The 22,569-nt window shown below is 45.1% G+C and carries 23 protein-coding genes; 5 read left to right on the forward strand and 18 right to left on the reverse strand.

What is annotated here, in order from left to right; translation table 11 throughout:
- Positions 1-37: 37 nt before the first annotated feature.
- Genes ACFVP7_RS13495 through mce form a run of 3 tightly spaced genes read right to left on the reverse strand, consistent with a single transcriptional unit; the run spans position 38 to position 3,109 of the window.
- Positions 38-1,153 (reverse strand): tripeptidase T, encoded by a 1,116-nt coding sequence (locus ACFVP7_RS13495; protein ID WP_003230352.1) that lies wholly within the window; start codon positions 1,151-1,153, stop codon positions 38-40.
- A gap of 17 nt (positions 1,154-1,170) precedes the next feature.
- The gene (locus ACFVP7_RS13500; protein WP_074794484.1) at positions 1,171-2,694 is read right to left on the reverse strand and encodes an acyl-CoA carboxylase subunit beta; all 1,524 of its coding nucleotides are present in this window, start codon (positions 2,692-2,694) and stop codon (positions 1,171-1,173) included.
- Complete coding sequence (gene mce / locus ACFVP7_RS13505; RefSeq protein WP_004399095.1) at positions 2,687-3,109, reverse strand: methylmalonyl-CoA epimerase; 423 nt, start codon at positions 3,107-3,109, stop codon at positions 2,687-2,689. Before mce ends, ACFVP7_RS13500 begins: the two co-directional genes overlap by 8 nt.
- A gap of 89 nt (positions 3,110-3,198) precedes the next feature.
- On the opposite strand from mce, the gene prli42 reads away from it, so the two are divergent.
- Positions 3,199-3,291, forward strand: a complete 93-nt coding sequence (gene prli42 / locus ACFVP7_RS13510; protein WP_003226489.1) for a stressosome-associated protein Prli42 — start codon at positions 3,199-3,201, stop codon at positions 3,289-3,291.
- Positions 3,292-3,310: 19 nt separating this feature from the next.
- On the opposite strand, the gene ACFVP7_RS13515 is transcribed toward prli42, so the two are convergent.
- The 6 genes from ACFVP7_RS13515 to brxB all read right to left on the reverse strand — a co-directional run bounded on the left by ACFVP7_RS13515 (position 3,311) and on the right by brxB (position 7,859).
- Positions 3,311-3,841, reverse strand: a complete 531-nt coding sequence (locus ACFVP7_RS13515; RefSeq protein WP_396582283.1) for a L,D-transpeptidase — start codon at positions 3,839-3,841, stop codon at positions 3,311-3,313.
- Between the two features lie 51 nt (positions 3,842-3,892).
- Entirely contained in the window at positions 3,893-4,861 is a 969-nt protein-coding gene (locus ACFVP7_RS13520; RefSeq protein WP_014480207.1) for an aromatic acid exporter family protein, read from the reverse strand.
- A 70-nt stretch (positions 4,862-4,931) separates the two neighbouring features.
- Entirely contained in the window at positions 4,932-5,654 is a 723-nt protein-coding gene (gene artR / locus ACFVP7_RS13525) for an arginine ABC transporter ATP-binding protein ArtR (protein WP_003230342.1), read from the reverse strand.
- Positions 5,647-6,306, reverse strand: a complete 660-nt coding sequence (artQ, locus tag ACFVP7_RS13530; RefSeq protein WP_003230340.1) for an arginine ABC transporter permease ArtQ — start codon at positions 6,304-6,306, stop codon at positions 5,647-5,649. Before artQ ends, artR begins: the two co-directional genes overlap by 8 nt.
- Positions 6,307-6,385: 79 nt before the next feature.
- Entirely contained in the window at positions 6,386-7,153 is a 768-nt protein-coding gene (gene artP / locus ACFVP7_RS13535) for an arginine ABC transporter substrate-binding protein ArtP (protein ID WP_003230337.1), read from the reverse strand.
- 268 nt (positions 7,154-7,421) lie between these two features.
- Positions 7,422-7,859 carry a bacilliredoxin BrxB gene (gene brxB, locus ACFVP7_RS13540; protein WP_003226477.1) on the reverse strand — a complete coding sequence of 146 codons (438 nt, stop codon included), beginning with the start codon at positions 7,857-7,859 and terminating at the stop codon, positions 7,422-7,424.
- A gap of 160 nt (positions 7,860-8,019) precedes the next feature.
- Here brxB and ACFVP7_RS13545 point away from each other — a divergent pair, with 160 nt between their 5' ends.
- From ACFVP7_RS13545 to bmrR, 3 genes are all read left to right on the forward strand, one after another.
- Positions 8,020-8,913, forward strand: a complete 894-nt coding sequence (locus ACFVP7_RS13545) for a diacylglycerol kinase family lipid kinase (RefSeq protein ID WP_015251752.1) — start codon at positions 8,020-8,022, stop codon at positions 8,911-8,913.
- 100 nt (positions 8,914-9,013) lie between these two features.
- The gene (gene bmr, locus ACFVP7_RS13550) at positions 9,014-10,183 is read left to right on the forward strand and encodes a multidrug efflux MFS transporter Bmr (RefSeq protein WP_003230328.1); all 1,170 of its coding nucleotides are present in this window, start codon (positions 9,014-9,016) and stop codon (positions 10,181-10,183) included.
- Positions 10,184-10,255: 72 nt separating this feature from the next.
- On the forward strand, positions 10,256-11,092 hold the full coding sequence (bmrR, locus tag ACFVP7_RS13555; protein WP_230488250.1) for a multidrug efflux transcriptional regulator BmrR: 837 nt from the start codon (positions 10,256-10,258) through the stop codon (positions 11,090-11,092).
- A 54-nt stretch (positions 11,093-11,146) separates the two neighbouring features.
- Here bmrR and bfmBB read toward each other — a convergent pair whose 3' ends face one another.
- The 8 genes from bfmBB to ACFVP7_RS13595 all read right to left on the reverse strand — a co-directional run bounded on the left by bfmBB (position 11,147) and on the right by ACFVP7_RS13595 (position 21,218).
- Positions 11,147-12,421, reverse strand: a complete 1,275-nt coding sequence (gene bfmBB / locus ACFVP7_RS13560; protein ID WP_396582287.1) for a branched-chain alpha-keto dehydrogenase complex dihydrolipoyllysine-residue (2-methylpropanoyl)transferase — start codon at positions 12,419-12,421, stop codon at positions 11,147-11,149.
- Positions 12,422-12,443: 22 nt separating this feature from the next.
- Positions 12,444-13,427: a 3-methyl-2-oxobutanoate dehydrogenase subunit beta gene (gene bfmBAB, locus ACFVP7_RS13565; protein ID WP_004398638.1), complete on the reverse strand. Its 984-nt coding sequence runs from the start codon at positions 13,425-13,427 to the stop codon at positions 12,444-12,446.
- Positions 13,428-13,440: 13 nt separating this feature from the next.
- The gene (gene bfmBAA, locus ACFVP7_RS13570; protein WP_283933547.1) at positions 13,441-14,433 is read right to left on the reverse strand and encodes a 3-methyl-2-oxobutanoate dehydrogenase subunit alpha; all 993 of its coding nucleotides are present in this window, start codon (positions 14,431-14,433) and stop codon (positions 13,441-13,443) included.
- A gap of 21 nt (positions 14,434-14,454) precedes the next feature.
- Positions 14,455-15,879 carry a dihydrolipoyl dehydrogenase gene (gene lpdA / locus ACFVP7_RS13575; RefSeq protein ID WP_014480214.1) on the reverse strand — a complete coding sequence of 475 codons (1,425 nt, stop codon included), beginning with the start codon at positions 15,877-15,879 and terminating at the stop codon, positions 14,455-14,457.
- Positions 15,880-15,899: 20 nt separating this feature from the next.
- Positions 15,900-16,991: a butyrate kinase gene (gene buk, locus ACFVP7_RS13580; RefSeq protein ID WP_003230311.1), complete on the reverse strand. Its 1,092-nt coding sequence runs from the start codon at positions 16,989-16,991 to the stop codon at positions 15,900-15,902.
- 18 nt (positions 16,992-17,009) lie between these two features.
- Positions 17,010-18,104 carry a branched-chain amino acid dehydrogenase gene (gene bcd / locus ACFVP7_RS13585; protein ID WP_003230309.1) on the reverse strand — a complete coding sequence of 365 codons (1,095 nt, stop codon included), beginning with the start codon at positions 18,102-18,104 and terminating at the stop codon, positions 17,010-17,012.
- A gap of 11 nt (positions 18,105-18,115) precedes the next feature.
- On the reverse strand, positions 18,116-19,015 hold the full coding sequence (gene yqiS, locus ACFVP7_RS13590; protein WP_017696446.1) for a phosphate butyryltransferase: 900 nt from the start codon (positions 19,013-19,015) through the stop codon (positions 18,116-18,118).
- Between the two features lie 124 nt (positions 19,016-19,139).
- Positions 19,140-21,218, reverse strand: a complete 2,079-nt coding sequence (locus ACFVP7_RS13595) for a sigma-54-dependent Fis family transcriptional regulator (RefSeq protein ID WP_004398669.1) — start codon at positions 21,216-21,218, stop codon at positions 19,140-19,142.
- Between the two features lie 152 nt (positions 21,219-21,370).
- Here ACFVP7_RS13595 and ACFVP7_RS13600 point away from each other — a divergent pair, with 152 nt between their 5' ends.
- Positions 21,371-21,607 carry a DUF2627 domain-containing protein gene (locus ACFVP7_RS13600; protein WP_003230304.1) on the forward strand — a complete coding sequence of 79 codons (237 nt, stop codon included), beginning with the start codon at positions 21,371-21,373 and terminating at the stop codon, positions 21,605-21,607.
- Positions 21,608-21,648: 41 nt separating this feature from the next.
- Here ACFVP7_RS13600 and prpB read toward each other — a convergent pair whose 3' ends face one another.
- Complete coding sequence (gene prpB / locus ACFVP7_RS13605) at positions 21,649-22,554, reverse strand: methylisocitrate lyase (protein ID WP_338730566.1); 906 nt, start codon at positions 22,552-22,554, stop codon at positions 21,649-21,651.
- Positions 22,555-22,569 lie beyond the last annotated feature (15 nt).

Consider the following 22,569-nt stretch of genomic DNA (forward strand, 5'->3'; position numbering starts at 1 on the left):
AACCCGATGCGGGAAATCGCACTCGGGTTTTCTTTTTTTATTTTGCCGCCTCTTCAATAATGGCAACAACCATTTCTGCCGTTTTAACGAGCTCTTCGATCGGCATTTTTTCATTTTTTGTATGGATTTGCTCATAACCGACAGCAAGATTGACCGTCGGGATGCCATGACCAGCGATTACGTTCGCGTCGCTTCCGCCGCCGCTCGTTTGCAGCTCGCTTGGACGTCCGATTTTAGCAGCCGCTTTTTTCGCGATTTCAACAACTTGGTCGCCGTCTTGATATTTAAAGCCCGGATACATAACCTCAATTTCGACTTCTGCGCGTCCGCCCATATCAGCAGCTGCCTCTTCAAAAGCAGCTTTCATTTTTTGAACCTGAGCTTCCATTTTCTCAGGAACTAAAGAGCGCGCTTCAGCAAGAATATGAACTTCGTCGCACACAATATTTGTTTGTGTGCCGCCTTCAAACCGGCCGATATTAGCTGTTGTTTCTTCATCGATACGGCCCAATGGCATTTTTGAAATGGCTTTGCTAGCGATTGTAATCGCTGAAATGCCTTTTTCAGGTTCAACCCCGGCGTGAGCGGTTTTCCCGAAAATTGCCGCTCTTACCTTCGCCTGTGTCGGCGCGGCCACAATGATATTTCCGACTTTTCCGTCTGAATCAAGGGCATAGCCGTAGGATGCAGTGATCATAGAACGGTCAAGAGCCTTCGCTCCGATCAGACCTGATTCTTCCCCTACTGTGATGATGAATTCAATCGTGCCGTGTTCAATGTTTTCTTCTTTCAGCACCTTAATCGCCTCAAACATTGCAGCCAATCCCGCTTTATCATCAGCGCCTAAAATCGTCGTGCCGTCAGTTTTGACGTAACCGTTCTCTACAACTGGTTTTACGCCGTTTCCGGGTACAACTGTGTCCATATGAGATGTAAAATAGATCGTATCTGTTTGTTTTGTCCCTTTTAGCGTGCAAATCAGGTTACCGGCTCCGTGGCCCGTGATATCCATTGTATCGTCTTCTTTAACGTCCACACCTAAATCAGAAAATTTTCGTTTCAGCACTTTGCAGATTTCAGCTTCGTGCTTTGTTTCTGAGTCAATTTGGACAAGCTCTAAAAATTCTTCCAGCAGGCGTTTTTCATTCACCATTTGTAAGTCCCTCCATATTAAAGCGGTATGTTACCGTGCTTTTTTTTCGGTCTCTCTTCTGTCTTATGTGCAAGCATATGAAAAGCTTGAATCAGTTTTCCCCTTGATTCTTCCGGCAAAATGATGTCATCGACCATTCCACAAGCGGCCGCTTTGTATGGGCCGGCGTTTTGCTTTTTGTATTCAGCTGTTTTTTCGCGTTTCGTCTTTTGCGGGTCAGCTGAAGCTTTGATTTCCTTTTCATACAAAATCGATGCCGCACCTTCTGGACCCATCACTGCGATTTCAGCATTCGGCCATGCAAACACAAGGTCCGCTCCGATCGCTTTGCTGTTCATGGCCACATAGGCGCCGCCGTACGCTTTTCTAATGATGAGTGTGACTTTTGGGACAGTCGCTTCAGCATAAGCAAACAATAATTTTGCTCCATGCCTGATGATTCCATTGTGCTCTTGCTGAATACCCGGCAGAAACCCCGGGACATCTTCGACAGTCAATAGCGGGATATCAAATGCGTCACAAAAACGGATGAACCTTGCTGCTTTATCAGCAGCGTCAATCGTCAGGCTTCCCGCCAGATGCTTCGGCTGGCTCGCCACGATGCCGATTGCTTTTTCACCCAGCCTTGCAAACCCAATGACAATGTTCTTCGCAAAAAATGGCTGAATCTCAAAAAAAGACTGCGGGTCAGCCAGCTCCCTGATTACCTTCCGAACATCATATGGCTTTGTCGTATCAGCAGGGACAAGACGGTTTAATAACGGTCTGGACGCCTCTTTCTCTGGCTTTGGCTCTGTTGTCCGGCCATTCAGCGGCAAATAAGACAGCAGTTTTCTCACCCCTGTCAGAACCTCCTTCTCCGTATGCCCGGAAAAGTGGGCGTTTCCGCTGACGGCATTATGTATCCCCGCTCCGCCTAAGCTCTCCGCATCAACCTGTTCCCCTGTCACTTTTTCAATCACCTTCGGGCCGGTAATAAACATCCGGCCGGTCTGTTCAGCCATAAATATAAAATCTGTGAGTGCCGGAGAATATACAGCGCCTCCAGCGCACGGCCCTAAAATAACCGATATTTGCGGAATGACTCCGGAATATAAGACGTTTCGGTAAAATATGTGACCGTATCCATCTAATGATAACACACCCTCTTGAATTCTCGCACCACCTGAGTCATTCAGCCCGATAATCGGCGCCTTATTTTTTGCTGCCAGATCCATCAAAGCGCAGATTTTCCTGGCATGGGTTTCGCCAAGCGCCCCTCCGTACACTGTGAAGTCTTGCGCAAATACATAAACTGAGCGGCCGTCAATTGTGCCGTACCCTGTCACGACCCCATCCCCTAACATGCGCTGTTCTCTTGTTAACACTTGACTTTCCATGAAGGGGTGTAATTCGATAAAGCTGTCCTGATCTAGAAGAAATATGATCCTTTCCCGAGCAGTGAGCTTGCCCTTTTGCCGCTGCTGAGCCAGCTTTTCCCGTCCTCCGCCTTCTTCTGCCTGCTTGCGTTTCGTGTATAAATGATCCATGTGCTCATTCATGCTCATTGTGTTGGTCTCCTTTCGGTTCACAAAGCTCTACAAGAACACCGTTTGTTTCCCGAGGGGAAATAAACGCGATCTTTTTCCCGTTCGCTCCCTGTCTTGGAAACCTGTCAATCAATTGAACATGCTGGTCAGACAATGCTTGAAGCTGTTCAGATAGGCAGTTGCACAAAAACGCAATATGATGCAGTCCCTGCCCTTTCTTCTCCAAAAATAAATGGACGGGGCTGTCAGCTGTCAACGGCTCTATCAGCTCAAGTTTGACGCTACCAGCTTGAAAAAAAGCAACATTCACCTTTTGCTCTTCAACCGTTTCTTGATGAAGAAATGCAAGCCCCAATACATTTTCATAAAAGCTTCTTGCATCTTTTATCGAAAAAACGGCTATCCCGATATGGTCAAGCCTGTTCATTTTCATCCCTGCTTTCGCTAATAGATATCGCTTGTCCGCCCATTCAAAACACGCTAAAATATAGACAGATTGTTTAAGGAGTGAAAATCATGTCTCAAAAACTGATGAAAAGCGTTTTGATCGTGATTTTGGGAGTTTTTATTCTTTCAACTGTACTCTCAGGAATCGTCATGTTTCTATAACGATAAAAAAGCAGGCGCCTTATTCAATGGGAATATCCTGCTTTTTTATCAGAGCTTTATGCTCGATGGCAATCTCCTCAAAAGAGCGGTTGTCGTCCGTGATCAGCACTCTCGTTCCTACTGGTATCGTTTGAAACAAATGAACAACCTCATCGTTATGCATACGTATACAGCCGTTAGACACAAATTTTCCTACTGATTTCTCTCGGTTTGTCCCATGAATTCCATAAATCCGCCCGTCCGTTCCTTTCGCGTCAAATCCGATCCATCTTGCCCCAAGCGGGTTATCAGGAGATCCCCCTTCAATATTTTTCTTTCTGTAGTAAGGATTTTCCGCTTTTACCGTTACCGAAAACTCTCCTTCAGGCGTCAAATCATCTGTTTTTCCAGTCGCCACACTATACACGCCTTCTACTTTGTTGTCGAGGATAACAGCAAGTTCATTTGTTCGCTTGTTGACAATAATATACGGATCACCCGGCAGCGGATTTTCGCCGAGCGGCCAAATCGGTGAAATCATCATAAAAATCGAACATAAGAAAAAACGCATAAGCTCCTCCTTTTTCATTAGGTTGACCAATGAAGGAAGAGCTCATGCGAATCATCCGAGTGATTTTTGCGCTTTTATTCCTTTAAAATAACTTTTAATCACTAAATATTGTTCCATTTCGCCGAGAAGATGGAAGAGAGCGGCCCTCGCTTCAAATTCCTCTCTAGTCGCAGGAAGCGGCATCTCCTCAAATTCTTTTCTCATGTCAGCAAGTCTTTTCAGAAATTTGTACGCTGTATTCCCAGGGTGTATCGCCTCCCGCAAATCATGAATAAATTCAGCGATCATTTTTCCCTGATCTACCGTAATGGAGATCGATGTCACTTTAGGGAGAAGGCGTTCGATAATTTCAAATTGCTTTTCTCTCATTTTAAAATAATGATAATGCAGATTTTCATAACGCAAAATGTGGTTTTGCACATCTCGATATGCCAGGTTTTTAGCCTCCGTAATGAGCTGGTGCGTTTCCGGAATTTCTTTTCCTGACCAATCTTGCTCACCAGTTAACAAATACCGTTCGATTTCTGCAAAAATGACAGCAAAGTTATCCTCTATCTTTTTGCGGTAAGCAATCAGTTTCCGGTCAAGACTAGGCATATACAAGTTCATCAATAGAGCGACGCCGATGCCAACCGTAATCAGCTGAACTTCATTCCAGATGAAAGCAAGCGTAATGCCGCCGGACATGTATAAATGAAGGATAATAACGGAACTGGTGACGATACCCTCGTTAATTTTTAACAGAACCGTTATCGGAATGAATATCAAAAGAAGCGCTCCGATCACAAACGGGTGGTAGCCAATAAGCTCGAAAAAGAGATAAGAAAAAACAATTGCCAGACAACATGCCGCAAAGCGGGCCCATGAGGCCTGAAGCGACCGTTTTTGTGTGATTTGTATGCACAAAATGGTGATGATTCCTGCTGATGCGAAGTTTTGCAAATGCAATAACTGGCTTATATAAATAGCCAAAGCTGTTCCTAGCGCGGTCTTTATTGTGCGATAACCAATTTTAAACATGTCGGACTCCATTTCTATTTGTTTCTTCAATAAAAAAGAAGAGGCGGCCAGCCTTCTTCTTTTTTATATTCTATAATATTTTCTCTAAAAAGTCCTGCGCTCTTTTGGATTTTGGCGACATAAAAAATTCCTTCGGATTGCCGTCTTCGACAATCATTCCTTGGTCCATAAACAGCACACGGTCTGCCACTTCTTTTGCGAAGCCCATTTCATGTGTGACAATCACCATGGTCATGCCGGTTTCGACCAGCTCTTTCATCACCTGTAGCACTTCTTTAACCATCTCTGGATCAAGGGCGGAGGTCGGCTCGTCAAACAGCATGATGTCCGGATTCATCGCAAGAGCCCTGGCAATCGCGACACGCTGTTTTTGTCCGCCAGACAAACGGTTTGGATAGTCATTTCGCTTTTCAAACAAACCGACTTTGCGGAGCAGGTCCTCAGCTTTCTCCTGTGCAGCCTGTTTTGTTTCTTTTTTTACATTGACAGGCGCGTACATGATGTTTTCGAGAACCGTTTTGTGCGGAAAGAGATGAAAATGCTGAAAAACCATCCCGATGTTTTCCCGGACCTTTAATGTGTTGGTTTTTGGCTTCGTAATCTCTGTGTCTTTTATTGTAATGGTTCCGCCGTTAGGCTTTTCCAACAGGTTTAAACAGCGTAAGAACGTTGATTTGCCTGAGCCTGAAGGACCGATCACGGCAACAACCTCACCCTCAGCGATTGTTGTTGAAATGTTTTTTAATACTTCGTGTTTCCCAAATGATTTTGACAGCTTTTCAACCTTAATCATTGGATTTCAGCTTCCTTTCTACAGCCTTGCCGATAAACGTTAAAATCAGGACAAGCACATAATAAATCAATCCCGCGATAATGAGCGGCTCAAGGTAATTGTAAGTGGCGGCGCCAGCTTGATATGCGCGTCTCATGACATCACCAAGCCCGATGACGGTAACGATCGCCGATTCTTTTGTTAACGTAATTAATTCATTCACAATTGCAGGTGATATATTTTTGAAGGCCTGCGGCAGCAGCAGATCCTTCATCATTTTTCCATACGGGACACCGAGTGCAACAGCAGCTTCTTTTTGCCCTTTATCAATGGCATTGATTCCGGCTCTAATAATTTCCGATACATAAGCGGCGGAATTCAAAGACAATGCGACAACCGCAGCCCAAAACTGGTCAATTTGAAATCCGAGCAGCTGAGGAAGGCCAAAATAGACAATCATAAGCTGCAGCACTAAAGGCGTGCCTCGGAACACTGATGTATAAAAATCAGCGATCCAGATAAACGGGCGGAATGTGCTGATCTTGCATAAGCTTAGCACAATACCGAGTATAAGTCCGATAATAGCAGATACAACAACAATTTTTAATGTAATTGCCAAGCCTTCTAATATAAAAGGAATTTGGGGGATCGTTGCTGAAAAATCCAAATTCATAGCCTTTGTCTCCTTTTCTTACAGGAAAAAAGTTTCCTATTCAATAAAAAGGCTCAACGAAAAAGTTGAGCCGCTTTTTTTACTTCTCGCCAGTGAACCATTTTTTCTTCAATTTCTCAAGCTCTCCGTTATCTTCCATTTCCTTGAGCGCTTTATTGAATTTGTCTGTCAGTTCACTGTCCTTTCTGAAAGCAATTGCTGAACCGGCTTCTTCCGCTTTCGCATCAGGAATCACAAAGCCTTGCAGGTCATCATTTGATTTGAAATACCCTTCTGCAACAATGTCTTCAATAATCGCGGCATCGAAGCGGTCAGATTTGATTTCCTGCACCAAATCAGAAATTCTGTTGCGGTCTTCTGTTTTAAAACCATATTCCGGAGAAAGCTCTTTCCCCTTCTCTTCCTGAATAGAGCCAAGCTGAACGCCAACTGTTTTTCCTTTCAGGTCTTTCAAAGATTGAATGCCGCTGTCTTTTTTGCTGACAATCATATGGTTCGCTGTGTAATACACATCTGAAAAATCAACTTGTTTTTTACGCTCAGGCGTTGGTGTCATTCCTGACAGAACGAGATCCACCTGTTTTGATTTAAGCGCTGTAATTAAGCTGTTGAAGTCCATATCCTGCACTTCAATTTCATAGCCTGCCTTCTTCGCCAGAGCTTTTGCCAGCTCTACATCAAAGCCGACAATATTATCGCCTTCTTTATATTCAAACGGTTTGTAATCCGCCGAAGTACCCATAATTAATTTTTTCTTGCCACCTTCTGAACCTGAATTGCTTGAGCCGCAAGCAGATAATGCAAAGGTAATGCAGGCAGCTACAAGTAATAAGAGCCATTTTTTCATGATCCATTTCCCCCATATTCATTACTTTTGGTGTATTTGAATATTTATTCGTTAATTTGTATTTTAAACAGTTTCTTATTTTTATGCAATACTATTTTTAAAAATTATCTTCAAGCTTATCTTTCCAGTGATCTCTTTTTGATATTACTAGATAAAAATAAAATCACTGTACAATCCGATTGAATAATCCCTTAATATTTATTCATATACTCTTGGAAATTTATGCACAAAAAAACCCGGGCCGCTTTGAGCATCCGGGTTGTTCGTCTTATACTTCTTCACAATATTCTTCAAAGGCTTCCTGCAGCTTTGCCACTACGGCCATCGGCTCATGGCCTTCAATTTCATGACGCTCTACCATTTTCATGATCTTTCCGTCTTTCAAAATCGCAAAGGACGGAGAAGATGGCGGATAACCTTCAAAATAGTCACGCGCACGCGCTGTCGCTTCTTTATCCTGTCCGGCAAAAACGGTGACGAGCTGATCAGGTCTTTTATCATAGTGAACGGAATGGTAGGCTGCCGGTCTTGCAATTCCTCCGGCGCATCCGCAAACAGAGTTTACCATGACAAGCGTCGTTCCTTTTTTCGTAAGTGCCTCATCCACCTCTTCAGCTGTTTTCAGCTCAGTGTATCCGGCAGCTGTTATTTCTTGTCTCGCTTGGCGGACAATATCATTCATAAATAAATTAAAGTCCATATTCAATGAAGACCTCTCCTTTTTCATCATCTGTTCTTATGATAGCAAGGAAACGTCCATATCGGCAAATGACTTTGCTTCGCCGTGCACTTTTTTTGCTCTTCGTTTACTGCTTACAGAAAAAGGGGATTATATAACCAGAAGTAAAATAAAGGAGCAGTTGTATATGAGCCACCGGAAAGCGTTACTGATTCATAACGGAAATGCCGGCAACAAAAATATAGAAAAAGCACTTGGTGCTGTCGTGCCGGTTTTATCTCACCATTTAGATGAGGTGATTATTAAACAGACAAAGAAAAAGGATGATGCGTATCATTTTTGCCGATCCATTGATGATTCTGTCGACACCGTCTTCATTCTCGGCGGCGACGGCACGATCCATCAATGCATAAATGCTATCAGCGCTCTAGAAAGAAAACCCGCGGTCGGAATTTTGCCCGGAGGCACGTGCAATGACTTTTCAAGAGTGCTTGGCATCCCTCAAAATCTTGCAAAGGCAGCGGAAGCACTTATGTCAGGAAAAAAAACCAGCGTAGACGTATGTCAGATGAATGACCGTTATTTTTTGAATTTCTGGGGGATCGGCTTAATTGCAGAAACGTCGAATCAAATCAACGAAACGGAAAAAGCATTATTGGGAAAAATCAGCTATTTTACAAGTGCCTTGCGAACCGTCTCATCCGCTGCATCGTTTCCGATGACATTAAAAATTGATGGAGAAGAAATTAAAGAAGAAGCCGTTATGCTGCTTGTGATGAATGGTCAATATATTGGAACGAATCGAATTCCTCTCCCCGATGCCAGTATTGAAGACGGCTTACTTGATGTTCTCATATGCCGCAACACCAACCTCACCGCGTTGCGGGAGCTGATGAGCATGGAACAAGGCTCAATTGATCGTTTTACCGGAGAGTTGTCCTATGTCCAGGCCTCCCGTATCGAGATTGAAACAGACACTGCCAAAAAGGCGGATATGGATGGAGAAGTTTATACACATACACCCGCAGTCATTCAGGTCCTGCCGCAGCATATCGACATGCTTGTTCCCGCAAATGAATAACTGTCATAAGGCTTTAGAAAGATTTTGCAAATCCGTTGACTCTCCCCTAGGAGGAGGTCTTACAGTATAAGGGATACACACTTGAAAAAGGGGAAGTCATATGGAGAAGAAAAATATTACCTTAACGATATTATTAACCAATTTATTTATTGCTTTTTTGGGGATCGGGCTTGTGATTCCAGTAACGCCGACCATTATGAATGAATTGCATTTATCAGGGACTGCGGTCGGCTATATGGTTGCCTGCTTCGCTATTACACAGCTCATTGTCTCACCAATAGCCGGACGATGGGTTGATCGCTTCGGACGCAAGATCATGATCGTGATCGGCCTATTGTTCTTTAGTGTGTCGGAGTTTTTATTCGGCATTGGAAAAACAGTTGAGATGTTATTTATCTCCCGTATGCTGGGCGGTATCAGCGCAGCCTTCATTATGCCTGGGGTCACGGCTTTTATCGCAGATATCACGACCATTAAAACACGGCCAAAAGCGCTCGGTTATATGTCAGCCGCTATTTCAACAGGATTTATTATCGGCCCTGGCATCGGGGGATTTTTAGCAGAAGTCCATTCCCGGCTGCCTTTTTTCTTTGCGGCAGCTTTTGCACTGTTAGCAGCCATTTTATCAATCCTCACGCTGCGCGAGCCGGAACGAAACCCTGAAAATCAGGAAATAAAAGGGCAGAAGACAGGCTTTAAACGAATTTTTGCCCCCATGTATTTCATAGCTTTTCTCATTATCTTAATTTCGTCTTTTGGTTTAGCATCATTTGAATCTTTATTTGCATTATTCGTAGATCATAAATTCGGATTTACGGCCAGCGACATTGCCATTATGATTACAGGAGGAGCGATTGTTGGCGCCATTACGCAAGTCGTCTTATTCGACCGCTTCACAAGATGGTTTGGTGAAATCCATTTAATTCGGTACAGCTTAATTCTCTCGACGAGTCTGGTATTCTTGCTGACAACGGTACATTCATATGTTGCGATTCTGCTGGTGACAGTCACCGTATTTGTCGGATTTGATCTCATGCGGCCTGCGGTAACGACTTACCTGTCAAAGATTGCGGGAAATGAACAGGGGTTTGCCGGCGGTATGAATTCAATGTTTACAAGTATCGGCAATGTATTCGGGCCTATTATCGGCGGAATGCTGTTCGATATAGATGTAAACTATCCTTTCTACTTTGCAACGGTCACCTTGGCTATAGGGATTGCACTGACCATTGCTTGGAAAGCGCCTGCACATCTTAAAGCCAGCACGTGATAAGAAGCGTATTCTTTGTGTACTGTAAAGAATGCGCTTCTTCTTTATACTGATGATAGAAGGAGTGATGGCATGAAGGAATCGTATTACTCAATTGGGGAAGTTTCAAAACTGGCAAATGTATCGATTAAAGCGCTCCGTTATTACGATAAAATTGATTTATTTAAACCCGCCTACGTCGACCCGGATACCAGCTACCGCTATTATACAGATTCTCAGCTCATTCATCTGGATTTGATCAAATCATTGAAATATATCGGCACACCTTTAGAAGAGATGAAAAAAGCACAGGACTTAGAGATGGAAGAACTGTTTGCTTTTTATACAGAGCAGGAGAGGCAAATCAGGGAGAAATTAGACTTTTTATCAGCACTGGAGCAAACCATTTCATTGGTGAAAAAGCGGATGAAACGGCAGATGGAATATCCCGCGCTCGGTGAGGTTTTTGTTTTAGATGAAGAAGAAATACGGATTATTCAGACAGAGGCAGAAGGAATCGGGCCTGAAAACGTGCTCAACGCCTCCTACAGCAAATTAAAAAAATTTATCGAGTCAGCAGATGGATTTACGAACAATAGCTACGGCGCTACTTTCTCTTTTCAGCCCTACAACAGCATTGATGAAATGACTTACCGTCATATTTTCACGCCTGTATTGACGAATAAACAGATTTCATCAATTACGCCGGATATGGAAATCACAACAATCCCTAAAGGGAGGTATGCGTGTATCGCGTATAATTTTTCGCCTGAACATTATTTTCTCAACTTACAGAAGCTTATCAAGTATATCGCAGACCGCCAATTAACAGTTGTCAGTGATGTATACGAGTTAATCATACCGATTCATTACTCCCCGAAAAAACAAGAAGAATATCGTGTCGAAATGAAAATACGAATCGCTGAATAATAGAAAAAGAGCATTTTTTGAAACAAAACTTCAAAAAATGCTCTTTTTGCTTATTTAGTAAACAGATGTCTTCTCGTCAATCGATTCTAAAATTTGTTTCACACGTCCCAGGAATCGTCCGCACACGAGACCGTCAAGCACTCTGTGATCTAAGGACAGACACAGATTAACCATGTCTCTGACAGCAATCATGCCATTGTCCATGACAACCGGGCGTTTGACGATGGATTCTACTTGAAGTATCGCAGCCTGAGGGTAGTTGATAATGCCCATCGACTGAACAGAGCCGAACGAACCTGTGTTGTTGACGGTAAACGTGCCTCCCTGCATGTCATCTGCAGTGAGTTTTCCGTCTCTTACTTTTTTAGCTAGGCCGGTAATTTCTTTCGCAATGCCTTTAATTGTTTTTTCATCAGCGTTTTTAATCACCGGAACAAATAAAGAATCCTCTGTGGCAACTGCAATTGAAATATTGATATCCTTTTTCTGAATAATTTTGTCCCCCGCCCACATGCTATTCATTTGCGGGAATTCTTTTAACGCCTGAGCGACCGCTTTTACAAAAAAGGCGAAGAACGTTAAATTAAAGCCTTCTGTCTTCTTAAAGGAATCTTTTATACTGTTGCGATATGCAACCATATTTGTGACGTCGACTTCCATCATCGTCCAAGCATGCGGAATTTCTGTTTTGCTTCGCTTCATATTGGAAGCAATTGCTTTTCTTACACCGGTGACAGGAATTTCTTTATCACCAGCTGCAGACGCAGGATATGACGTCTCTTCTTTTGGCTCAGGTTTTGATGCAGACTTCGGTGCAGGAGCTGCTGTTTTCGGCTCCTCAGCCTTCTGTTCTTGTACGCCGCCTGTTTCAATTAAGCGCTGAATATCTTTTCGTGTGATACGCCCGCCGGCACCTGTTCCTGTTACTTGTTCAACATCAATGCCGTGCTCTCCGGCCAAACGGAGTACAGCTGGCGAGTAGCGCTTTTTATTGGGCTGATCAGCTGCTTCGGCACTTTTTGCAGCAGGCGTCTCAGTGGCTTTTGAAGCAGCTGGCTGTTCTTGTTTTTGTTCAGCCGGATTCGCGCCTTCTGTTTCAATTTTGCAAATCACTTCTCCGACTTGCAGGGTTTGGCCTTCTTCTCCCACAAGCTCTGTTATCGTACCAGTAAAAGAAGACGGAACCTCTGCATTTACCTTATCTGTCATGACTTCCGCGATCGGATCGTATTTGTTCACTTTATCACCGGGGGCGACAAGCCATTTGCTGATCGTCCCCTCTGTTACGCTTTCTCCAAGCTGCGGCATCGTCATTTGTTCAATTGCCATGATTGTATCCTCCCTTACGTCTTTAAAACTCCGCTAATTCTCTCATCGCCGCTTCCACTTTATCAGGGTTGACCATAAAGTATTTTTCCATTGTCGGCGCATAAGGCATAGCCGGAATATCAGGACCTGCAAGCCGTTTGATTGGCGCGTCTAAGTCGAACAGACAATGCTCGGATATAATTGCGGCTACTTCGCTCATGATGCTGCCTTCTTTTGTATCTTCTGTGACCAAAAGAACCTTTCCAGTTTTGGACGCAGCTTCGATGATGGCTTCTTTATCAAGCGGGTAAACTGTTCTTAAATCCACCACATGCGCTGAAATGCCATCTTTTTCGAGACGTTCTGCAGCTTGTAAGGCGAAGTGGACACACAGGCCGTATGTGATCACTGTGATGTCGTCGCCTTCCCGTTTTACGTCCGCCTTGCCGATTGGCAGTACATAATCATCAGCCGGAACCTCTCCCTTTATCAGACGGTACGCCCGCTTGTGCTCAAAAAACAGCACTGGGTCTTCGTCACGAACTGCGGCTTTTAATAGACCCTTGGCGTCATATGGTGTTGATGGCATGACAATTTTCAGTCCGGGCTGGTTGGCGAAAATTGCTTCGACTGATTGAGAATGATACAGGGCTCCGTGCACGCCTCCGCCGTATGGCGCTCTGACGACAATCGGACAGCTCCAGTCATTGTTGCTGCGGTAGCGGATTTTAGCTGCTTCAGAAATAATTTGGTTGACTGCCGGCATAATGAAATCAGCAAACTGCATTTCAGCAATCGGTCTCATTCCGTACATTGCCGCTCCGATACCGACTCCTGCGATCGCAGATTCAGCAAGCGGCGTATCCATAACGCGCTCTTCCCCAAATTGTTCATAGAGTCCGGCTGTCGCTTTAAACACACCGCCTTTTCTTCCTACATCTTCCCCAAGGACGAAAACGCGAGAATCTCGTTCCATTTCTTCTTTCATCGCCAAATTGATTGCATCAATATATGACATTACTGACATTTGTTCTTCCTCCCTACTTCGCATACACATAATCAAGCGCTGACTCAGGAGCTGCATAAGGGGCGTTCTCCGCTTCATCCGTCGCTTCATTTACGATTGCCATAATTTCATCCAGCATGGTTTGTTCTATCTCATCGGACAGCAGGCCTGTTTCCTTTAAGTAAGCTTGATAAGTAAGCATAGGATCACTTTTTTTCGCTTCCTCTACTTCTTCACGGCCTCTGTAGCTGCTGTCATCGTCATCACTGGAATGTGGTGTAAGGCGGTAAGAAATCGTTTCAATTAATGTCGGGCCTTCTCCTCTGCGTGCCCTTTCGCGCGCTTCTTTGACCGCTTGATAAACTTCCAGCGGATCATTTCCATTCACAGTTACGCCAGGCATCCCATAGCCTATGGCACGGTCGGAAATGTTCTCACATGCGACTTGCTTATCGTAAGGCACTGAGATTGCGTATTTGTTGTTTTCACACATGAAAATAACCGGCAGCTTATGGACAGCGGCAAAGTTTGCCCCTTCGTGGAAATCGCCTTGGTTTGAAGACCCTTCCCCGAATGTAACAAAGGCTGCGATATCCTTTTTCTCCATACGTCCCGCAAGCGCAATACCGACTGCGTGCGGCACTTGCGTTGTAACCGGAGATGATCCCGTCACAATGCGGTTTTTCTTTTGTCCGAAATGTCCCGGCATCTGGCGGCCTCCTGAGTTCGGATCTGCTGCTTTTGCAAACCCGGACATCATTAAGTCCTTTGCTGTCATGCCAAACGCGAGCACGACACCCATGTCTCTGTAGTACGGCAATACATAATCCATTTCACGGTCAAGTGCGAAAGCCGCTCCTACCTGTGCTGCTTCCTGTCCTTGACAAGAGATTACAAATGGAATTTTGCCAGAACGGTTTAACAGCCACATTCTTTCATCGATTTTTCTTGCTAACAGCATGGTTCTATACATATCAACGGCTTCCTGATCAGTCAGCCCTAGTGCTTGATGTCGGTTTGTACTCATTCAAGCCCCTCCTTTATGCTTTTAAAAATGAATGGCTTTGCCATCTGCGGCAAGCGCTGCTTCCCCAATTGCTTCAGAAAGCGTTGGATGCGGGTGAATCGTTTGCCCGATCTCCCACGGCGTTGCGTCCAGCACTTTGGCAAGACCCGCTTCAGAAATCATGTCGGTGACATGCGGGCCGATCATATGAACGCCGAGAATATCATCTGTATCTCGGTCCGCTACGATTTTGACAAAACCGTCGCTTTCACCGTATACAAGCGCTTTTCCAATCGCCATAAATGGGAACTTGCCGATTTTGACATTATGCCCGTTCGCCTTTGCTTCGTCTTCGGTTAAGCCGACACTGGCAGCTTCAGGGCTTGAGTAAATGCACTTCGGCACAAGCGTCGGATCAAGCGGATGCGGATTGAGACCTGCAAAATGCTCAACAGCAATAATTCCCTCATGTGAAGCAACGTGAGCTAACTGCAGGCCACCGATTACGTCTCCAATTGCATAAATATGAGATTCCTTCGTTTGGCAGCTTTCATTGACTGAAATCATGCCATTTTCAGTAACAATATCGGTGTTCTCTAGGCCAATGCCTTCGATATTTGCCTGTCTGCCGATGGAAACAAGCATTTTCTCAGCAGAGTAGGTAACGGTTTCTCCGTCTTTTTCCGCTTGTATGCTGATATCATCTGATGTTTTTGTCATTGTGTCAGGCAGCACTTTTGCCCCTGTTATGAACTGGATGCCTTTTTTCTTAAGAAGACTTTCCATTTCTTTTGAAATCTCTAGATCTTCAGTCGGCAATATGCGATCCGCGTATTCAATAACCGTTACCTTCACACCAAAATCATGAAGCATAGACGCCCATTCGATACCGATAACCCCTCCGCCGACAATGATGATTGATTGTGGCAGCTCCTCCATTTGGAGCGCCTCATCTGAAGTCAGTACAGACTTACCGTCCGCTTCAAGACCCGGAAGCATTCTCGGTCTTGATCCTGTTGCAATGATCACTTGTTTCGGGATCAGCATGTCATTTTCTTCGCCATTTCCCCGCTCAACAGAAATTGTTCCCGGCAGCGGAGAGAAGATTGACGGTCCAAGGATACGTCCATATCCGGTGTACACGTCAATTTTTCCTTTTTTCATTAAATGATTTACACCCGCTGCAAGCTTATCAACAACGGCTTGCTTACGCTGCTGCACTTTTTCAAAGTTGAGGGACACGCCAGCCGTTTCCACCCCGAATTGATCGGCTTCACGAGCTGTCCGGTATACCTCTGCGCTTCTAAGCAGCGCTTTACTCGGGATACAGCCTTTATGCAGACATGTTCCTCCGAGTTTTTCCTTTTCCACAACGGCTGTTTTTAAGCCGAGCTGAGCGGCTCTGATGGCCGCAACATAACCGCCGGTACCGCCGCCCAGAATGACTACGTCATACTCAGTTGCCATGGTGACTCACTCCTGTCTGTCTATTCAATACGATATTGTTTGGATTGCTCTTCGCCCTGCAATACTCTGAGCGCCCCTTGGGCAAGAGACTGCAGTTCATTTTCACCCGGATAGACTAAAACGTCTGAAATCCAATCTATGTATGATCTGATAGCAGAAACAAAGCTTTTGCCGTACGCAAGGCCTCCCGTCAGCACAATCGCTTCAACTTCGCCTTTTAACGCCGCGCTGGCTGCCCCGATTTCCTTTGCTACCTGATATGCCATGGCATCATAAATGAAGCGGGCTTTTTCATCGCCCCCTTGAATCATCTGTTCTACTTTTACTGCATCATTTGTACCGAGATAGCCTAAAAGTCCGCCGGTGCCAACAAGCTTTTTCATGATTTCTTCTTTTGTATATTCCCCTGAAAAACATAGATCAACAAGATCTCCCGCAGGCACTGTTCCTGCTCGTTCAGGACTGAATGGTCCCTCGCCGTGCAGGCCGTTATTGACATCTACCACTCGCCCGCGGTCATGGACGCCAATTGTAATACCTCCGCCCATATGGGTAATAATCATTTTCATGTTCTCATATCGTTTGCCAAGAGAGGCTGCCGCTTTACGAGCGACAGCTTTTTGGTTTAACGCATGGAAAATGCTTTTCCGTTCAATTTCAGGCATGCCTGAAACTTTCGCAAGCACTGACATTTCGTCTACGACAACAGGGTCGACGATATACGAAGGGATATTCAGGCCATCAGCGATTTCCCGCGCGATAATGCCGCCGAGATTAGAAGCATGCTGACCGGCGTAGCCGCTTTTCAAATCCTCAATCATCTCATCATTCACCACGTAGGTCCCGCCTTCAATTGGCCGGAGAAGGCCGCCTCTTGCGCAGACTGCATCAAACTTTGAGATATTGATTCCCTGTTCATGAAGCGTTTCGAGAATATGGTTTTTACGAAATTCATACTGATCAATAATTCGGTCAAATCGCTGCAGCTCTTCTATGTTGTGTCTCAATGTTTTTTCAAAAATGCTTCTTTCGTTATGAAAAACACCGATTTTCGTTGAAGTTGAGCCTGGATTAATTGTGAGAATGCGTTTTTCGTCATGTAGCACTTTCATAACCTCCAGATCAATTTCTTAACGTCTGCTTAATACACTGTGGCCGTTTTGCAAAAACTGGCTTCTTGAGCGGCGCATGCGTTCAATTCGTTCCTCTGCCAAGCGGTCAGCCGCTAAATATGCAGGAATGCCGTCACGCTGAGAAATCTCTAGTACACGCTCGATATTGCCGTAAATGCCTTCAACTTTTTTCAATGCACGTTCTGCATTATAGCCGTAAAGCTCATCTGCCACGTTGATAACACCGCCCGCGTTAATCACGTAATCCGGTGCATAAACGATGCCCATTTCGTGAATTTGATCACCATGGCGTGTCTCTTTTAATTGGTTGTTAGCCGCACCTGCGATCACTTTCGCCTTCAGCTGTTTAATGGTGTCGTCGTTAATAGTTGCACCAAGGGCACACGGCGCATAAATATCGCAGTCTTGTGAATAAATGTCATCAGGATCTACAGCACGGGCGCCAAAATCTTCAACTGCACGCTGTACAGATTGTTTGTTGATATCCGTAACGATTAAGTTTGCTCCTTCTTCATGCAGGTGGCGGCAAAGGTTATAGGCTACGTTCCCAACACCCTGTACAGCAATGGTTTTTCCTTCAAGAGAGTCGGTTCCAAAAGCAGCTTTAGCTGCTGCCTTCATTCCTCTGTACACCCCGTACGCTGTGACTGGGGACGGATTTCCAGAAGAGCCGAAAGCAGGAGAAATCCCTGTGACATAGTCTGTCTCATCATGAATGATATCCATATCCTCGACCGTTGTGCCCACATCTTCAGCCGTGATGTATCTGCCGTTCAGCCCTTGAATATAGCGGCCAAACGCGCGGAACATTTCTTCATTTTTGTCTTTGCGCGGATCGCCGATAATGACTGTTTTTCCGCCGCCAAGGTTTAAGCCGGCCGCCGCGTTCTTATAGGTCATGCCCCTAGCCAATCTGAGCGCATCTTCAATTGCCGCTTCTTCATTTTCATATGTCCACATTCTCGTTCCGCCAAGCGCCGGACCAAGCGTTGTATCATGAATGGCGATAATCGCTTTTAATCCAGATTGTTCATCCTGGCAGAATACCAATTGTTCGTAATCGTATTTCTCCATATATTTAAAAAGTTCCATGTTCGTTCCTCCTAATGTGTGTATTCTTCAGATGCGCATATTGCCAGCGCAATGGAATACAGTTTATTTTCAGCAGAGTCCGCTCTGCTTGTTAAGGCAATCGGTGCTTTTGCTCCTGTAATGACAGCCGCCACGCTGGCCTTGGCAAAATAAATCAGTGATTTATATAAAATATTACCGGCCTCAATTGTTGGGACGAGAAGGATATCTGCGTTGCCCGCTACGTCTCCCGAAATTTTTTTCTGGGCCGCGGCAATTTGTGAAACTGCGTTATCCAAAGCAAGCGGTCCATCAACAATGCAGCCTTTGATCTGGCCCCTTTTGTACATTTGAGCTAGAGCAGCTGCATTCACGGTTGCTTCCATTTTTGGGTTCACCGTTTCGACCGCTGCAAGGGCAGCTGCTTTTGGCATATTGTTCCCTACTGCATGGGCCACATGAACGGCATTTTGCAAAATCTGCCGGAGCTCTTCCAGCGAAGGAGCAATATTCATTGCCGAATCTGTCACAAACATCAGCCGGTCAAAATCCGGTATATCGAAGACAGCCACGTGGGAAAGGACACTTGCTGATCGAAGCCCCTCCTGTCTGTTCAATACCGCTTTAAGCAAAACAGAAGTCGGCACATTGCCTTTCATTAAAACGTCCGCTGTTTTATGATGCACAGCACGAACCGCTAATTTCGCCGATTCCTCAGGAGTATCAGCATGGACGATTTCCACTTGATGCCCTTGCATGGATGATGTCAGCTCGTTCAGTTTTGTGCTGTCGCCCGTTAACAAGAAACGGGCGGATAGGTGCTCGGCTGCCAGCTTTACAGCCCGGATCACTTCCTCATCCTCAGCATGAGCAACCGCAATGGTCTTATTTTTGTGTATCGACGCTTTGCCGATTAAATCTTTCAGCTTCATCTGTTACCACCTTTCTTGTTTCGACTCCGCCTTTTATTATGCAAGTTCCATGCCAGCTCTTAAGGGTGCTGTCATACCAGATATATCGAAACATTCGTGCAGATGTTTGCGTTTATTCTGCAAATTATTGCATGCCTTCATTTGCAAGGCCATATTTATCCATTTTGTAATATAAGTTCCGAATGCTGACACCGAGAGCTTTTGCTGTTTTTGTCCGGTTAAAATGATGCTTTTCAAGCGTTTGCTGGATCAAATGTGCTTCAAATTTTTCTACTGCGACAGACAGCTTTTCGCCTTCAATATCCGGAAAGTCAAAACCTGTTCCCTGGTCTGTGTCATTTTCTTTTTGCTCAAGTTCGAATACAGGCAAGTGATCTTTTTCAATCCATTCCATATGCGGATTCAGAAAAATCATGGCTCGTCCAAGGACATTTTCAAGCTCCCGGACATTCCCAGGCCAATGGTAGGCAGATAAGGCGCGCAAGGCTTGCTGTGAGAGCCCTTTTACATTCCTGCCGTAATCCCGGTTGATCTTTTGGATAAGTCTGACGCTCAATGCTTCAATGTCCTCCAACCGCTGCCGCAAAGGCGGGATGGAGATCGGATAGCGATTGATCCGGTAATACAGGTCTTCCCGGAATGTTCCGTCCGCCATCGCCTTTTCAATATTTACATTTGTCGCCGCGATCACTCTGACGTTGACAGGGATCGCTTTCGTGCCGCCCACTCTGACGATTTCCTTTTCTTGAAGGACGCGTAGCAATTTGGCCTGCATATTTTGTGTCAGCTCACCGATTTCATCTAAGAAAATACTGCCGTTATTTGCTTCCTCAAATAAACCCTTTTTACCGCCGCGCTTCGCTCCTGAAAACGCACCATCCTCATAGCCGAACAATTCTGATTCGAGCAGGTTTTCAGAAAGGGCTGCACAATTCACGCGAATAAATTTATTGTATTTCCGGTCACTTTCGTTATGGATGGCATGGGCGAACAGTTCTTTTCCTGTTCCTGATTCCCCGCGCAGCAAGATGGTTGCCGGTGTTTTCGCACCGAGCTTCGCCTGCTCAAGCGCAACCAGCATTTGCTCGCTTTTGCCGATAATGTCGTCAAACGTGTATTTCGCTTCAAGCGTGCGAATAATTTGTCTGGCGCGATTAAGCTCCGCTGTCAGCATTTTAATTTCGGAAACATCGTGAATCACGCCGACGCTGCCTTTCAAAATCCCGTCCACAATCACCGGTGCTACATTAACGATCACTTCTTTTTCATTCGGGCCGACCTTCATTCTGACACCGCGGACAGGACGTCTTGTTTCAAGCACCTTTAAATGCATGCTTTCGCCTTCGGAAATATCAGTGTTTGCAGGCTTGCCGATGACTTCTTTTTCAGAAAGCCCCGTCATTTTCGTATACGCTTTATTGATTAGCAGGCCGATGCCGTTTTCATCAACGACAGAAATCGCCTCATCGGAGGATTGAATAATCGCCTCCAGCATCGTACGGACCTGCTTTAAGTTGGTCACTTCCTCTGCCAGCTCGACCGCATCAGTGATATCTTTAAACACACAAAGAGCCCCGAGCAGACGTCCGCCTTCATCAATAATCGGCAGTCTTGTGGTCACAATTTGCAAATGATCGCCTAACAGTTGCTTCTGGTTGTATTCAGGCACTCTTGTTTTTAAAATCCGCGGCATCTTAGTGCTCGGAATCACTTCTTTTATTGGGCGCCCAATGACTTCCTCACGTTTTTTTCCGACCATTTTTTCGGCCATATGGTTAAAGAGAATGATTTCTTCATTGATATCAATAAAAATCATTCCATCATGGGTGGAATTAAAAATTCTGTCATATTTATAGGTTTGCTCTTTTAGCATTTGAATCAGGTGCTGCTTTTCTTCCATCAGCTGAAAAACGATGTATGCCATTTTTCCCGGCATGACAATGGTATCTTCATGCTTTCTTTGAAGGAGCTCGTCAAACACGGCTTGATCGCCGGTGGTATGAATGACGATATCCGGTTTTTGTTGTATGTAAGGTTTCCAATCAGATGATACGGCAATCCCATACTGTTCTGCTTCTTTCAATCCCGGCGCCTCGGGGTCTTTGTCAACTACGGCAATGATATCTATGATGGCTGTTTTAATCAGAATATGTAATAACGCCGTTCCCCTTTTGCCGGCACCTACTATCAGTACCTTTTGCATCCCGATACCCCTTTGTATGAAAAAATTTGCACACCTATTTATTCCGTTGCAATAATTTGCACAACCCTATGTTACCACGTTTTCTTCTCTTGACAAAATATTTTTTCCGCTGGACAATAAAGGAAATGAAAAGATAAAGGGGTTTTCTGAAGATGAGCCGACTTCTTGCGCTTTTAATATTAGTCATCCCCGGGGCTATTTCTGCTTTAGGCATTAAACTGATGAGAGATACACTTTTCGGCCATACAATCAAGCCATTTTCAGCTCTTTGGCTCCAAGGGTTGTCAGGATTCATCTTTTTTGCGATCGGCCTCTATGTGCTGGCCGGGTTCATTTTATACAGAGACAGAAAACGCAATCAAGTCAGCCCGCGATTCAGAAAACGATAGCTGCAAAAAAGCCGGAGAATGCTCCGGCTTTTTTTGTTGCACTATTCGTCAGGCAAAACGGTCTTGGCAATCGTTTTGTCTAACGCTTCATAATCATAATAAGAAATCGTATCGTACAGTTCTTTTCGTGTCTGCATATCATGAAGTCCTTCTTTTTGTGAGCCGTGCTCCTTCATCAAACCAAACATCCGCTCACAAGCTTTTGCCGCCGCTCGAAGCGAGGTGACAGGATATATCACCATGTGAAACCCCATATCTTCGAATTCATCGGCACGATAATATGGCGTTTTCCCAAATTCAGTCATATTCGCAAGGAGCGGAACGGGGATACGATCAGCAAACTGGCGGAATTCATTCTCCGCCTGTAGCGCTTCCGGGAAAATTGCGTCCGCTCCCGCCTCAATGTAAGCCTCTGAACGTTTTATTGCGGCATCAAGCCCTTCCTGCGCCCTGGCATCAGTACGGGCAACAACAATAAGGGAGGGTGCCGCTTGTTTAATGGCTTTTATTTTTTGCGCCATTTCCTTTATCGGAACTAGCTGTTTGCCATTTAAATGTCCGCATTTTTTTGGGAGCTGCTGGTCTTCTATTTGAACGGCTGCTACCCTGGCTTCAAGCATCTCCCGGGCTGTTCGGGCGGCATTTAAGACACCGCCAAATCCCGTATCGATATCCACAAGTAAAGGCAGATCAGCTGCACGCACAAGATCTTTGGCCCGTTCAGCTATCTCTGCCGATGTGATGATCCCTAAATCAGGCAGCCCCCTGCTGGCTGTATAGGCAGCACCGGACAAATAAATAGCAGAAAAACCGGCTTCTTTCGCAAGCAAAGCGGCCATCCCGTCATGGGCGCCGGGAATTTGAAGAATGTCCGGTGCTGACATCAGCTTGCGGAAACGCCCGGCAAGCTCCTCTTGTGACGATTGCTTATTGACGATCCACGACATGAAACAAATCCCCCT

This window comes from Bacillus sp. SG20033 (assembly GCF_044570195.1).
In the GTDB taxonomy this organism is placed as follows: Bacteria; Bacillota; Bacilli; order Bacillales; family Bacillaceae; genus Bacillus; species Bacillus subtilis.

Bases quoted from the DNA above. Each gene is read 5' to 3' on its own strand.
- prli42 (WP_003226489.1), top strand. From the start codon at position 3,199: ATGTCTCAAAAACTGATGAAAAGCGTTTTGATCGTGATTTTGGGAGTT.
- bfmBAA (WP_283933547.1), bottom strand. From the start codon at position 14,433: ATGAGTACAAACCGACATCAAGCACTAGGGCTGACTGATCAGGAAGCC.
- bmrR (WP_230488250.1), top strand. From the start codon at position 10,256: ATGAAGGAATCGTATTACTCAATTGGGGAAGTTTCAAAACTGGCAAAT.
- yqiS (WP_017696446.1), bottom strand. From the start codon at position 19,015: ATGAAGCTGAAAGATTTAATCGGCAAAGCGTCGATACACAAAAATAAG.
- ACFVP7_RS13495 (WP_003230352.1), bottom strand. From the start codon at position 1,153: ATGGTGAATGAAAAACGCCTGCTGGAAGAATTTTTAGAGCTTGTCCAA.
- ACFVP7_RS13515 (WP_396582283.1), bottom strand. From the start codon at position 3,841: ATGCGTTTTTTCTTATGTTCGATTTTTATGATGATTTCACCGATTTGG.
- lpdA (WP_014480214.1), bottom strand. From the start codon at position 15,879: ATGGCAACTGAGTATGACGTAGTCATTCTGGGCGGCGGTACCGGCGGT.
- bfmBB (WP_396582287.1), bottom strand. From the start codon at position 12,421: ATGGCAATTGAACAAATGACGATGCCGCAGCTTGGAGAAAGCGTAACA.
- bfmBAB (WP_004398638.1), bottom strand. From the start codon at position 13,427: ATGTCAGTAATGTCATATATTGATGCAATCAATTTGGCGATGAAAGAA.
- bmr (WP_003230328.1), top strand. From the start codon at position 9,014: ATGGAGAAGAAAAATATTACCTTAACGATATTATTAACCAATTTATTT.
- artP (WP_003230337.1), bottom strand. From the start codon at position 7,153: ATGAAAAAATGGCTCTTATTACTTGTAGCTGCCTGCATTACCTTTGCA.
- buk (WP_003230311.1), bottom strand. From the start codon at position 16,991: ATGAAAGTGCTACATGACGAAAAACGCATTCTCACAATTAATCCAGGC.
- artQ (WP_003230340.1), bottom strand. From the start codon at position 6,306: ATGAATTTGGATTTTTCAGCAACGATCCCCCAAATTCCTTTTATATTA.
- prpB (WP_338730566.1), bottom strand. From the start codon at position 22,554: ATGTCGTGGATCGTCAATAAGCAATCGTCACAAGAGGAGCTTGCCGGG.
- ACFVP7_RS13500 (WP_074794484.1), bottom strand. From the start codon at position 2,694: ATGAATGAGCACATGGATCATTTATACACGAAACGCAAGCAGGCAGAA.
- ACFVP7_RS13520 (WP_014480207.1), bottom strand. From the start codon at position 4,861: ATGTTTAAAATTGGTTATCGCACAATAAAGACCGCGCTAGGAACAGCT.
- bcd (WP_003230309.1), bottom strand. From the start codon at position 18,104: ATGGAACTTTTTAAATATATGGAGAAATACGATTACGAACAATTGGTA.
- ACFVP7_RS13595 (WP_004398669.1), bottom strand. From the start codon at position 21,218: ATGCAAAAGGTACTGATAGTAGGTGCCGGCAAAAGGGGAACGGCGTTA.
- mce (WP_004399095.1), bottom strand. From the start codon at position 3,109: ATGAACAGGCTTGACCATATCGGGATAGCCGTTTTTTCGATAAAAGAT.
- ACFVP7_RS13545 (WP_015251752.1), top strand. From the start codon at position 8,020: ATGAGCCACCGGAAAGCGTTACTGATTCATAACGGAAATGCCGGCAAC.
- artR (WP_003230342.1), bottom strand. From the start codon at position 5,654: ATGATTAAGGTTGAAAAGCTGTCAAAATCATTTGGGAAACACGAAGTA.
- ACFVP7_RS13600 (WP_003230304.1), top strand. From the start codon at position 21,371: ATGAGCCGACTTCTTGCGCTTTTAATATTAGTCATCCCCGGGGCTATT.